We start from the raw sequence: 12,903 nt of genomic DNA, 5'->3' as shown, positions 1-12,903 counted from the left end.
TTATATATTGAGAAAAGAAATATAGATGATTTTTTCTTTTCGATTGATTATAAGAAGTAACGTGTTTGTTTTGGGTGAATCTTGCTATATTTGGCGACGCCTAATTATAGGTTTTTTTCATAGAGGTTCGTTGGTTTCATCTTAAATGTTCATTAAGAGAGAAATAAATATGTCACAGGTAAGTGATGACGTAGATTTGGTGGCGAAGAAAAGTACCAGCCCGGTGGTGGTGAAATTTTCTTTGGCAAAAGCTTTTAAGCATAGTGCCCAATCGATTCGCGATACCCAGAATACTTACAAGCAAAATGTAGTTGCGATAAATACTCTGGTTACCAATGTTTTGTCCTCGAGCTTGCCGACTTTAAATCAAAATCCGCCGGATTGGAGTGATTTTGTTGCGGCCTATACACAGGCCAATACGGATGCACTTGATTGGGTGAATAACGTACTGGCCAGGCTCCTAGATGTACCGGGAGAAGTGCAAGGTTACAACGGTATTATCAGCCAGCTGCTGCAGGATGCCTTAACTCAAGCAAATACGCTTAAAGTTGATCCGAGTAATGCTTCGGCTCTTAATATTTTAAAAAATGATCTTAACTCGATAACGACTCAGTTGGGTCTTGTTTCTACTTTTATCAATGGTGCACTCCAGGCAATTCAAGGCTTTCAAGATAAGCTGCCGGATATGGCGACTCAACTGCAATCGATCGCTGACAAATCTGTACAGGATGCGCAGGCTGATGAGACAAAGATTAATGATCTAAAGAAAGATATTAAAAACTTACAGGCGGATATTAAATCGCTGACAGCGAGCATAGTGGCGCTTGGTATTGCAGATGCCACTGCGATCTCCCTCGGAACAGTAGCTTCTATCGTCGCTTTCCCTGAGGGCTTACTCACTTGGTTTGTAATGGGTCCTGTGGCTGCGGTGGCAACCACTTTTATAGCTTTGGATGCAGCCAAAATTGTTGCTGATCAAAAGAGTATCCAGGCCAAACAAGCAGAAATGGATCTGGTCACTGCTGATGTTTCTACTCTTCAGATGTTGTCGCAGAGCTTTGGACAGTTAGCAGAAGAGTCTCAACAGGTTGAAGAAAACTTGCAGGCTGTTTTGCAGGAGTGGCAAACGCTCGAAAATGATGTGTCTTCAGCGATTAGCGATATTCACACTGCGATCTCTGATGAGGAAGGGGCAAACTATACGGCCGTTATAAATGATCTCAATGATGCGGTGACTGAGTGGAATGATGCCTATTCTCAGGCGGGAAGCTTGTATCTTGATCTCAATGTGAATAACGCCGAATTGAAAATTGGAATGAGCTCTGATGACGTCCAATCCGTCTTTGCCAGCGGAGAAACTGTTGGTGTGATTGAGTATTATAATAGCCTCTAAGTGTTTTTTTAGGCTTAGCTTTTAAAGCTTATTTTTAAGGTTTAATTTTAAGGCTTATTTCAAGGGAAATAAGCCTTTTTTAATCAGGCTGGATTGTTAAATGAGGTTATCAATTCCAGTCTTTGAAGCTGCGCGGATGGATACCTATCTCTACTCTTCGTAGCGGATATCAGTAATATAATAAGTCTGCCATGTCTCTCCCTGGCGGATATCCACCTCGTCATCGAGTTTGCGCCCCAATAGATTGCGGGCAACAGGGGAGTCCATTGAGATTAGGCCCGCTTTCACATCAAATTCATCGGGTCCAACGATGCGATAGCAAATGCAATCCCCGTTATCGTCCTCCAGGGTCACCCAGGCACCAAAGAAGACCTTTTCCTTATCCTCCGGTATCCGATCTACTACGGTTATTTCTTCCAGGCGCTTGGTAAGAAAGCGCACGCGGCTGTCGATTTCCCGCAGACGTTTCTTGCCGTAGATATAATCGGCATTTTCAGAGCGGTCCCCCAGTTTGGCGGCATCACTGACCGCTTGGGTAACTCTAGGGCGGACCTCTTCCCAGAGATGTTTTACTTCAGCACGCATGCGTTGCACACCTTCCGCAGTGATATAGCGGGAGCCGCGCGGGCGCGGCGGTCTCCATCTTCCCATGGTGCTACTGGATTCCTCTCTGGGTTGTGAGTAACTGGTTACAGGTTTTCAATGGTAATACCGGGGCCGGCTTCAGCCAGGGGGAAAGCAAAAATACGGCTATAGAATTCCAATTCTCCCTCCAGAGCCATTTTGATACTGTCGCCGCTACGGAAGCCGTGGCCTTCATTGGCAAAAGTAATATGCGCAACAGGGATGCCGCGTTCCTGCAGCGCTTTTACCATTGTTTCCGCCTGGTTTGGTGGAACGACCTTGTCTTCCAGGCCCTGGAAAAAAATCACTGGGCAGTTCATTTGTTCTACGTGGTTGATCGGGGAACGCTTTTGGTAGATCGCTTCGGCAGAGGGCCAGGGACCCACCAGCTTGTCCAGGTAACGGGACTCAAACTTATGGGTGTCTTTAGCAAGGCTGCTCAGCTCACCGATACCGTAATGGCTAGCGCCGGCCTTGAAAGTATTGTGGAATGTCAGCGCGGCCAGTACGGTGTAACCACCAGCGCTGCCCCCCTTGATTAGCAGGCGTTCGGGGTCTGCCAAGCCCTGGTCTACCAGGTATTCCGCACCGGCACAGACATCCTCCACGTCATAGATACCCCATTTATCGGTAAGTCGGTCGCGGTATTCTCGCCCATAACCCGTACTACCGGAGTAATTTACGTCCAGAATGGCGAAGCCCCGACTGGTCCAGTATTGCACTTTCAAATTCAGCCCGGCAGAGGTGGCTCCGGTTGGGCCGCCATGGCTCAGGACAATCAGCGGGGGCTTTTCTCCCTCGGGTGCGCTGAAGTGTGGGTTATGTGGCGGATAGTAAAATCCGTGTACTTCGCGCCCGTCGACGGTAAAAGTGATTGCCTGGGCCTTGGAGAAAAGCTCGGCCGGCAGCGCCTGGCTATTGCTGCTGGCGATGGGGTCAAGAATCTCTGTTGGCTGATTCAAGGAGACGACAGCGGGAAAGCTATCGGCACCGGCGGCAATCAAAACGGCTTTGCCATTTTCACAACGGAGGCTTTCGATATCGCAATAAGGCTGCTGGATTAACTGATGCGCCCCCGTTTGTGAATTTAACCTGGCCAGGTACCAGAGGCCTTTTTCTGTATAAGTGCAGAGTATTTCTTCTGCATTGAGAAAACCAAAAGTCGACATGCCAAACACCCACTGTGGTGTGGCGAATTCTGCGTGCTTTTTCCATAAAGGGTCATTCATACCCAGCTTGTATAGGTTCCACCAATTGTTGCGGTCGGAGACATAATAAAGCTCCCCCTGCGGTGACCACTGTGGTTGGAAGATGGATTCCTGCCCTCCGCCGGCCACTTGCGTGGTGTCGATAACCTCACCCGGTTCATCCAGGTTTGCCAGGCACAATTCAGTGGCATCCCAGGGAAGGTTGGGGTGGTACCAGCGCAGGAAGCTCAATTGATCGCCGTTGGGGTTCAGTGTGGGGTTTGAGTAGAAATCCGCGCCTTCGGCTAATACTCTGGGGGCTGTGGACAGCGGTGCGGTTAAGTCGATAGCGATAATTCGTGCGCGTGCTTCTTGGCCCTGGCCGTGCCTGCTATCGTCTTCCTCGATACAGATCAGCCGATTTCTACGCCGATCCAGGCATAGATCGGCGTAGCGGGAGTCGCTTTCAGAGGTAATGGCCTCAGGCAGCGCACTGTCGAGCTTCATTCGGTAAATACGCTGGTCATCCGCCAGGACAAAATACACGGTGTCCCCATGCACTAGATAGCTGCCACCTCCGTATTCATGGGCCTTGGAGCGAATACTCAGAGGGGCAGGGGTGAGGTCTCTGCGTCCATTTTTGGGACAATACTGAACTAGAACACTGCGCCCCTTTTCAGCTGGACGGGATTCCAGCCAGTAGTAACGTCCGTCCACCAGGCTGGCTTCCGCTAGGCGAACGCTGCCCTCTACCAATAGTTCGGCATTAATTGCAGATTTCCAGCTGCCATAGGGGGTGGAGTTTGTCATGGAGGCCTCACTCATCGGATACCGGTTTCCTGAATTCAGTTTTTTGCATTCTGCCGGGCCTGATTGGGTGACACAAGGCACCTTTTTACAGGGTGAGGCCTGTGGTAGTCTTTTGTGAACCAAGCAAGCGCTTGGTATTGAAGGGTAAAATACTCGTTACTCGATAAAACTATGGATATGCTTGGGAAGCTTGGTTCGCAATAGCCGTGTACAAGCTGAGGGCCTGAGATTTGTGGCGCTGCAAGGCTCACTGAGCCGTATTCATAGAGGCCAAATAAAGATAATTCAGGAGAGCCTACGATGTCCGATGAAGTGGTAATTACCTGCGCCCTTACCGGGGTGCTCACCAACCCTCAACAACATCCGGTTCCGGTAACCCCGGAGCAAATGGCAAATTCTGCGCGCGAGGCCTTTGATGCCGGTGCTTCAGTTATGCACGTACATTTTCGGGCTCAGGAGATGGGCAAAGGGCACCTGCCCAGCTGGGAACCTCAGGTAGCCCTGGAAATTGCCGCGGCGATTCGCGATAAGTGCCCCGGTGTGATTTTAAATTTCTCCACCGGTACCATCGGCCGGGATCAACGCGGCCCACTTGAGTGTGTGCGCGCCGGTAAACCTGAAATTGCTGCCTGTAATGCGGGTAGCCTCAACTATTTAAAAGCCCGCTCTAATGGCACTTGGGCCTGGCCGCCAATGGTGTTCGATAACCCGGTAGATAAGGTGGAGGAATTGCTAGCGGTTTGCCGTGAGACGGGTACACGACCTGAATTTGAATGCTTCGACGTAGGTATTGTCCGCTCTGTTGGTATGTACGCCGATGTGGGGTTGGTGGATAAGCCGAACTATAACCTGGTGATGGGGGTGGCCTCGGGGATGCCGGCAGATCCCGAGCTGTTGTCATTGTTGCCCAAATACATGCATGCGGATAGCTTGTGGCAGAGTACAGTAATCGGCCGGGAAGAAATTTGGCCTGTGCACCGCAGGACCGCCGAATTGGGCGGGCATTTGCGCAGCGGGGTAGAGGATACTTTTTATCTGCCCGGCGGAGAGCGCACCACGGGTAATGGTCAGCTGATTGAGGCTTTGGCGGTGGTGGCTGAGGAGTGCGGCCGCAAAGTGGTTTCTCCCGAACGGGCGCGTGAGATTTTCTGCTAGTTATTAACCCATAGTCTCACTAGCGAGAGTACAGATAAGTACGAGGCAAAAGGTGGCTGCTCGGTCATAAATGAACAGTTAACCGGACCCTAGTCGTGGCATCAGATCTCGGTGCTGCGACCCCTCCTCACACCACTTCGATTTTTTGGGTCAACTGTCGTTTAAATCTCACCTGTCCGTGCTGCTAGTCTTAGGGGATAGCAGTTTTCCCCAATGGGTTAGTTGATAAAAAGCGATCTGCAACAGGGAGAGGTGGATGCAAGCATTGTTGGACCAAATTATCAGAGTGATTGATTGGGCCAACCGGCTTTTATGGGGAGGGATTGGCGGGGAGTGGTGGCTGGGTATCCTGATAATAGCTCTTCTACCCATTGGCCTCTATTTTTCTATTCGCAGCCGCTTTATCCAGTTCCGTCACTTTGGTCATATGGTGATGGTGATGGTACGCGGAATTCACAAAGATCATCCCGGTTCTATTTCTGCTTTCCAAGCATTTGCAACTAGCGCGGCAGCGCGAATTGGCACAGGTAGCCTTGCTGGTGTCGCTGTGGCAATAACTGCAGGGGGGCCTGGGTCGGTTTTCTGGATGTGGATGGTCGCCTGGATGGGTATGGCGACCAGTATGGTCGAGAACACCCTTGCCCAGGTTTATAAAGAGAAGGGCGAGCAGCCGGGAACATTTCGAGGCGGGCCGGCGTACTACATCAATAAAGGGCTTGGCTCCAATTGGAAATGGCTGTCGGTAACTTTCTCTCTTTTTCTTTTAATGTGTTATGGCTTTATCTTCAATTCGATCCAATCGAATGCCATGGCCACGGCACTAAACGATGCCTGGGAAATTAATCCGTTGCTGGTGGGGTTTGTGGTGGCTGTGGCTGCAGGCATCATAGTTTTTGGTGGTATTCGCTCTATTGCGCGATTTGCGGGTGTGGTAGTGCCACTTATGGCTATAGCCTATTTGACCGTGGCGGCGGCAGTAATACTTATGAACCTGGATGAGCTTCCTAAAATTTTGGGCTTAATCCTAAAAAATGCCTTCGGCCTGGAGCAGGCTGGGGCAGGTGCTCTGGGAGCCGTTGTTTCCAATGGCATTAAGCGGGGCCTGTTTGCCAATGAGGCTGGACTTGGCTCCTCTCCGAATGTTGGCGCTGCCGCTGACGTAAAGCACCCCTTAGTGCAAGGCTACGTGCAGATGGCGTCGGTTTTTCTGGATACCATCGTGATTTGTACCTGCACGGCGGCGATTATTCTGGTTGCCGATGTATATATGGTGGGTAATGTAGAAGGGGTGAAGTTGGCTCAAGACTCTCTCGCCAGTCAGGTGGGCTCCTGGGGGAGTGGCTTTATTGCTTTTGCGTTACTTTTCTTTGCTTTTACATCGATTATTGGTAATTACTATTACGGTGAAACCAATATCTTTTACTTATATCACACGCGCATGTCCATTCTCTGCTATCGAATAATTTTTTTGATGTTCATCCTGTTTGGGGCCTGGGTTTCCTACAGTGGAAGTACGGAGAATTTTACCCTGCTTTGGAGGATGGCTGACGTTGCTATGGGTTTTATGGCTTCCACTAATATACTGGCAATTACTCTGCTGTCAGGTGTTGCCTTTAAAGTACTGGGGGACTATGAAGCACAGCTGAATAGAGGGGTGAGAGAGCCTGTATTTGATGCCAGAAAATATGACATTAAAGGTATTGATCACGAAGTGTGGGATCAAAAATAAGGCCACGGCCGGGTAAACAGTTAATCCAGGCCGTTCAGTTAAGTTGAGCCTTGTCTAAAGAGCAGGCTTTTGAATCGCCAGATAAAAGATAAAACCTATTTGCACCATTGCTAACAGAGCGGCAATTATACGAATGCGCCGGGGCGTAGATTGACGCAGGGCAAAGAAGCCGGCAATAACATAGCCAAAAACCAGCGCGATTTTTATCGCTAGCCAGGGGAAAATGGCTGGATTCCAACTACCAATAATGACTAATGTAATTGCTGCAGATAATAGTAGGGTGTCATTGGCATGGGGCATCCAGCGCAGGGCAGTTTTTCGCCACTGAGAATTTCCGGACAACTCAAGCCCCATTCGCAGAAGAAAAAGCGAAAGGCTGAGAGCGGCAGCGGTTACATGGGTATGCTTAATCAGTGTGTAGGTAAACATCAGTATACTTGACGGGCCTTTTCTAACGGCTGGTGTTAAAGGGCTTTAACAGAGGAGGCCTCTGGGTAATTGGGTTGTGACTGGCAGCCTTAAAGATCCGCCCTGTAGGGCTTTTAGAGGTTTTCTAAGTAACGCTGCACCTTCTTTGGGGCGTGATGATAGCGGTTCCTCATTATTCTGTACAATAATCTGGGAATCGAATCTCGCCATAGTTGTAGCGGGTGGTCCAGGAGCGCTCCTCTGGATTCGCAGAATGATCCGTTCAAGGGGTATCTTCTGGTTATGAGGTAGGCGAGGGATTGGTCTGGGGTGCGTCATCCCTCTAGATTTGTCCGTTGGAGCTTAAATAGTCTTCACTTTCTAACGCATGGGACTCCGTACAGAATTTAGGTCTTTATATGATTGGGTTGTCATTAAATGCGGTTTGCAGGCGCTATCGATGAAATGTCCTGAGTAATTCGAAATTTACCCTAAAGGCTTTTAATCATATCCAGATATCCTCATAAAATCACACTCTGATTGTGATTTACGCAAAAGTTAGAGGTACCAGAAAAGTATTAGGAGACATCTTAAATTACATTTACATGAGTATCGTCAACGGCGGGGAAAAATTGTGAGTATCAAATTTGTCGGGTGATGATCCCGAGGCTTTATAAGGTTTCCTGCTTCTTCTATAAATTTTTCCGTGATGTGGGACCGTATCCGATTGGTATTCTTGAACTATTCCCTATGACGGGTAGACTGGGATACCGCACCTGGTTCCGGCCCTACTTGGGTCAGTGGTTGTGAACTTGGCAGTGCACAGACTCATGAGTGATGGGATCATGAAAAACGAACAGATTTGTATATCTGCACATTGTTTTGCGAGTGGCGATGTAACAGATGTATTTCATTACTCAGTGAATAACAGGCTTATTGAAAGGAAATAGTGACATGCTAAAGGCTGAATATCGTGAGCGCGGCCCGGTGCCGCAAGATGTGATCGAGGCGGTTTCATTTAACGAGCCGGAGCTGGAAGAGGGGCAGGTGTTGTTGGAAATGCTGGCTACACCCATTAACCCCTCGGACGTGCTTACTCTGACGGGTGAGTATGGCATGTTGCCGCCACTACCCGCGATAGGCGGAAATGAGGGGATCGCCAAGGTGGTTGCGCATGGACCAAATGTTACTGGACCAGAGATAGGTCAAACTGTGCTTTTACCAATTGGCAGTGGCACTTGGGCTACGCATATGGTGGCGGATGCTCAAGGGCTAATACCACTGCCAAACGAAGTAGACCCCATGCAACTCTCTATGATTTCGATTAACCCTCCCACGGCTTACCTGTTGCTCAGTGAGTTTGTCGATCTGAAAGAGGGGGATTGGGTGATCCAAAACGCTGCGAATTCTGCGGTGGGAACCTATCTGACGAGCTTGGCTAAAATTCGCGGGCTCAAGGTAGTGAATGTTGTGCGCAGGAATTCTCTGATTGAACCTATGTTGGAAGCGGGTGCTGACGTAGTACTGGTAGATGGCGAGCAGGAAGGAGAGAGTCTTGCTAAAAGAGTAAAAGCTGCAACCGATGGTGCTGAGATTCGATTGGGCATAGATGCCGTTGGGGGGATGGCTACCGCTCGATTGGGCGAAGCCCTTAGTGAAGGGGCCACGCTAGTGAACTATGGTGCCCTGAGTGGAGAACCATGTCTTCTCGCTCCTGGAGTCATCATTTTTAAAGATATTACCGTGCGTGGATTTTGGTTGGCGAAATGGTTTAGCGCGGCTTCTCCTGAGCGACAAATGGAAGTGTTTGGAACCATTACGAAATTGGTAGCAGAAGGTAAGCTATTCGCACCAATCCATGCGACATACGCTCTGAAGGATATTAAGGATGCTGTCAAAGTGGCGGCCGCGGGGGAGCGAAATGGTAAGGTTCTTTTGCTTGGTGAATCGCTAAGCGCTTAAACCATTTAAAGGTTGGTAATCAGCTGGCCTGATTACCAACGCTTCACTGTATCGTGTGTGGTGTCCTTCAGGAGCACCACGCACAAGATAAAGGGAAATACACTGCGTTACTTTCGTTAATCGCCTTGTTACGTGCTATCAATATCAATAAGTTGTTGTTCTTCACCGATAACCCTAAGGAGAAGATTTGGAGAACCACAGTATTCTTCTGGTTCGCAAATGACAGCTCTGGACAGAAAGCTACTTGCAGCTTTTGCACATTCAATTTGACTGGGCCATAGATCAAGCTCTGCATTGAACCATACACTTGTATAATTAGTCAGTTCGGTTTTAGTACTAACGATTACTGGTATAAAATCCTTGTCTTTTCTACAGGAAAGCCGGTAACACCCATCATAAAATTCATCTTTCGAGTCTACATAGAAATACTCTATGAGCCATTCGATTATCTCATCGATCGAAATATTTTCTATATGTATCTCAATGGTAGCCATAGCTTGTCACGTAACGCTTTGCCTGTGTTTTATACACATCTTTCAGGCTCACTCATAGCCTCATCCACATCAATACAGTGAAATAGCTTTACGTACCCCACCAAACTGTTCGAATTTTACCCCACAGTATCATTTAGGACTGTGAAACCATCTGAACCTGTTAACAATTGAGTAATCCTCCCCACAAATGGAGGTTTCTTGATGAGGTAAGATTCAATATCACATGCCACTTTGATTCTGGGTTCACTTTAATGCGGGATCATAGGAAACCGTTGCTCAGGAGTGTAGCTTATTGGCCAATTAATATGCGCAACAGTACTTGTGTATAAAACTTAGCGGTTGGCGAATCGCCGCCACTTGTTAAACGTACTATTCACCGCTGATTACCATATTAATTTCTTTAACAGGCTGCATACCACACAACCAAGAAACAATGATGGTAAGGCTGCCTTCCCTTATTGCTTTCACAAAACCTTCTGATCCTGTTGTATCAGTAGCATCTGAGCTGTCAGTAATAGAAACAGTTAAAGGAACGCTGGGTATAAACTGATTATCGGGACCAAAAGCGTTTACTACAAGCTTATTGGGATGCCAGACTTCGCCAATATTGAGCCTCAAGCCGGCAGGCTCTACCTCAAAGTATTTTGGCTTTCGAGTTTCTTCGCATATGGCTTTGCTGGTTTCAACTGAATATAACCGCCAACCAGCTTCTATAAAAGCTCCTTGTATATTAGAACTTTTACCTTCTGCGAGAACCTCTGCAAAAATTTGTATTGAAGTTAAAAACAGAAGAAACCCAAAGCCGAAATTTTTCACGCGATCCCCCTTTACGTTTAACGTTCGCTTTTTCGGCGACTGGAGCATAGCGTAAGCCGTCCGGCCGCGATAGCGGCGAACAGCATGCGCTTGTTAAGAGTTTCTATACCATGCGTCACTATTGAATTCCTCCGGTATATTTTTTTCAGTGAGGATATCAAACCCCATACCCTCTGAATTTTCAAACCATTCATCTCGTTTAGAGCCTGATAGCTCTACCCACACCATGGACAAAACTTGACAGCAATAGAACTACTACCACCGTCATGGATGATGAGACCATATTAGGGATATAGGAAATAAGGATCTCTGGGCACTCGTAGATATTTTATAATCCTTGTGGTAAAACTCGACTCTTCTCCCCAGTTCTTCGCAACAATGTTTAATAATGTTGATTTCTTAATGCAGCTATCAGCTAAAGGTAAGTTTATACGATACTTGCATGATAAAGGGAACAAAGTAGCCGCGTAAAAATTTGACTGTCGACCGCACTACTGTGTTAATCACTGTAATACAAGTTCAACAAGAGAATGCCGAGAACAAATAGTACGGACCAAGCATACTTCTTGAAGCCTACGACTTTTGGGTCACTGGCTCTCCTCATCTTTTTGTGAACAAAGAGCTCTAATGAAAAATAGAGGGCCACCCCTGCAACAATAATTACCCATGATTTATAGATAAATCCGAGAATTGGAACGGCAATTGGCAAAATAACTATGCCAAGTGCTAAAAGTAGCGATATAAGGGCATTTTTTAATTCTGGATGCATATTTTCTCTTAACGCCCAATTCAACGGCGAGTGTAACGAGTCCGGTGCAATTGCTTGTTAAGTGCTTTTGCCTCGGTCTCATATTTTTCAATTTGAAGATCCAATAACCGGTCTTGCTTTGGCTGTATTTTAGTATGCCAATGGTAGAACCCATATATAGTAAAGCCACCACCAAAAAGGAAAAAACAAAATAAATATAGACCCAGCTCAAAGTCTTTATTTGACTTGGCAATCTTTGACTTTTCCTCAAGGATGAATAGCTTTAGAGCCTCATCCTCTGTTAGTGACTTCTTAGCTCGTAGGGTCTCAGTGGGAATATACCTTTCAAATGCCATTGTATTGTACTGCTCATGGCGCATGAAAAACATGATGCCAGTGGTTAACAGGATCAACAGGCCAAATAGAGCGTAGAACTTGAAAATATTATCAGTCGGAATTGGAATTCGTGATTGCACTGTTTTCTCCTTGTGCACTTAACGCCCGCGTAATCGGCTGGACGCGCGAAGCGTGGCCAGTCCGGTGGAAGCCCAGAGGGCTGGAACGAAATTCACGCGCTTGTTAGGCGCTACCAGGCACATTGCCCGATCTGCAATACTTTGAGGGCATTAAGAGCCTTAGATCCAGTCGAACCAGGTCACCTGAAGCTGTATTTTCCAGAACCGGAGCATGATCATAAGACTGACTTTGAGGAAAAACCACAATGGAAACGTATGGAGTTTGTCGGACTTCCCTATACATCAATACATCCCCCATCTCATTTTTGGTCCATTGATTTGGCCCTTCTAGAATCTTTCCTACTGCATGATAAACGATACGAAGGCTACTACCATCATTTGTTTCATTATATTGGTATAGGTCTGTAGGGTGCTCTAAATCAATTCCTACTCTCTGAAGCTGCCCCAATAACTCGGTCGGGAAAAATTCTTTAAATGAACTCCTCCAATCCATACACGATTGACAATTACAATCAAAGGCAGGATTTCCGGATTGATTCTGGATCTCTCGTGTAGCCTTAAGGTTTATGGATAACTTCCATTCATGAACTGGAATTGTAGGGCGCAGTTTCTTCATATTCTCATCGCCTAACAGTTTATTAAAGAGCCAGTGGCTCACTATCCATTTGGCCACTACTTCTAGGATGGAGCTTCCAGGCTCGGCAGAAAAGCCTTTAATTGCGCTAGGTTATAGACTATTCGTTCAAATAGTAACCAGAGATAGTGAGCCATCGGCTCAAGTCGCTGGGTTCAACCTCCCGCTCTTGAACACATTTTACCTATAATTAAATCAATAAGTTAGGGGGGACTTTCTGTGGATATCAGCCATGGCTCTATAATTCGGGCCTTCGTACTGGCGATACGCCCAATCCACCACTGAAATAACGACCAGTATTGCCCGCTCGGAATCGCCATAGCCGCATATAGAGCTATGCACGGCCAGGAGTTGGCCACTTCAACAATGCAGCTCGCCACTAAATCAGCCACATGTTCGGCGACATTTACCACTCCGCCGCCATCGGTTTGCAGGGTTTTGGTGGTGACATAAACACTGGTCATTGG

At 47.4% G+C, this 12,903-nt stretch carries 12 protein-coding genes and 2 pseudogenes; 4 read left to right on the top strand and 10 right to left on the bottom strand.

Features of this window, described 5'->3' with window-relative positions:
- Positions 1-169: 169 nt before the first annotated feature.
- Positions 170-1,393, top strand: a complete 1,224-nt coding sequence (locus tag ACCI51_RS09435; protein ID WP_371843390.1) for an enterotoxin (HBL) — start codon at positions 170-172, stop codon at positions 1,391-1,393.
- A gap of 150 nt (positions 1,394-1,543) precedes the next feature.
- Here ACCI51_RS09435 and greB read toward each other — a convergent pair whose 3' ends face one another.
- Together greB and ACCI51_RS09425 are read right to left on the bottom strand one after the other, a co-directional pair.
- A complete protein-coding gene (gene greB / locus ACCI51_RS09430; RefSeq protein ID WP_371843389.1) occupies positions 1,544-2,044 on the bottom strand; it encodes a transcription elongation factor GreB in 501 nt (166 codons plus the stop codon).
- A 38-nt stretch (positions 2,045-2,082) separates the two neighbouring features.
- Positions 2,083-4,029: a S9 family peptidase gene (locus ACCI51_RS09425; RefSeq protein ID WP_371843388.1), complete on the bottom strand. Its 1,947-nt coding sequence runs from the start codon at positions 4,027-4,029 to the stop codon at positions 2,083-2,085.
- Between the two features lie 285 nt (positions 4,030-4,314).
- On the opposite strand from ACCI51_RS09425, the gene ACCI51_RS09420 reads away from it, so the two are divergent.
- Both ACCI51_RS09420 and ACCI51_RS09415 read left to right on the top strand, forming a co-directional pair.
- Entirely contained in the window at positions 4,315-5,169 is an 855-nt protein-coding gene (locus ACCI51_RS09420; RefSeq protein WP_299587383.1) for a BKACE family enzyme, read from the top strand.
- A gap of 256 nt (positions 5,170-5,425) precedes the next feature.
- Positions 5,426-6,898, top strand: a complete 1,473-nt coding sequence (locus ACCI51_RS09415) for an alanine/glycine:cation symporter family protein (protein ID WP_371843387.1) — start codon at positions 5,426-5,428, stop codon at positions 6,896-6,898.
- Between the two features lie 54 nt (positions 6,899-6,952).
- On the opposite strand, the gene ACCI51_RS09410 is transcribed toward ACCI51_RS09415, so the two are convergent.
- Positions 6,953-7,327 (bottom strand): SirB2 family protein, encoded by a 375-nt coding sequence (locus tag ACCI51_RS09410; protein WP_371843386.1) that lies wholly within the window; start codon positions 7,325-7,327, stop codon positions 6,953-6,955.
- Between the two features lie 933 nt (positions 7,328-8,260).
- Here ACCI51_RS09410 and ACCI51_RS09405 point away from each other — a divergent pair.
- Entirely contained in the window at positions 8,261-9,268 is a 1,008-nt protein-coding gene (locus ACCI51_RS09405) for a zinc-dependent alcohol dehydrogenase family protein (RefSeq protein ID WP_371843385.1), read from the top strand.
- Positions 9,269-9,396: 128 nt separating this feature from the next.
- Here the strand turns inward: ACCI51_RS09405 and ACCI51_RS09400 are convergent, their stop codons facing one another.
- The 7 genes and pseudogenes from ACCI51_RS09400 to ACCI51_RS09370 form a co-directional block, all read right to left on the bottom strand.
- On the bottom strand, positions 9,397-9,762 hold the full coding sequence (locus ACCI51_RS09400) for a hypothetical protein (protein WP_371843384.1): 366 nt from the start codon (positions 9,760-9,762) through the stop codon (positions 9,397-9,399).
- A gap of 369 nt (positions 9,763-10,131) precedes the next feature.
- Positions 10,132-10,578 carry a hypothetical protein gene (locus ACCI51_RS09395; protein WP_371843383.1) on the bottom strand — a complete coding sequence of 149 codons (447 nt, stop codon included), beginning with the start codon at positions 10,576-10,578 and terminating at the stop codon, positions 10,132-10,134.
- Positions 10,579-10,671: 93 nt separating this feature from the next.
- Positions 10,672-10,850: pseudogene (locus tag ACCI51_RS09390) on the bottom strand (DUF6980 family protein).
- Positions 10,851-11,077: 227 nt separating this feature from the next.
- A complete protein-coding gene (locus ACCI51_RS09385; protein WP_371843382.1) occupies positions 11,078-11,347 on the bottom strand; it encodes a hypothetical protein in 270 nt (89 codons plus the stop codon).
- A 20-nt stretch (positions 11,348-11,367) separates the two neighbouring features.
- Positions 11,368-11,802, bottom strand: coding sequence for a hypothetical protein (locus tag ACCI51_RS09380; protein WP_371843381.1), 435 nt, complete (start codon positions 11,800-11,802; stop codon positions 11,368-11,370).
- Between the two features lie 103 nt (positions 11,803-11,905).
- Positions 11,906-12,418: a hypothetical protein gene (locus tag ACCI51_RS09375; RefSeq protein ID WP_371843380.1), complete on the bottom strand. Its 513-nt coding sequence runs from the start codon at positions 12,416-12,418 to the stop codon at positions 11,906-11,908.
- 221 nt (positions 12,419-12,639) lie between these two features.
- Positions 12,640-12,903, bottom strand: a pseudogene (locus ACCI51_RS09370) (hypothetical protein); the annotation flags it as partial.

The sequence above is a fragment of the Microbulbifer echini genome, assembly GCF_041447225.1.
GTDB lineage: Bacteria > Pseudomonadota > Gammaproteobacteria > Pseudomonadales > Cellvibrionaceae > Microbulbifer > Microbulbifer echini.
Note: the sequence above shows the minus strand (reverse complement) of the source record. Positions and strands in the feature narration are given on the sequence as shown.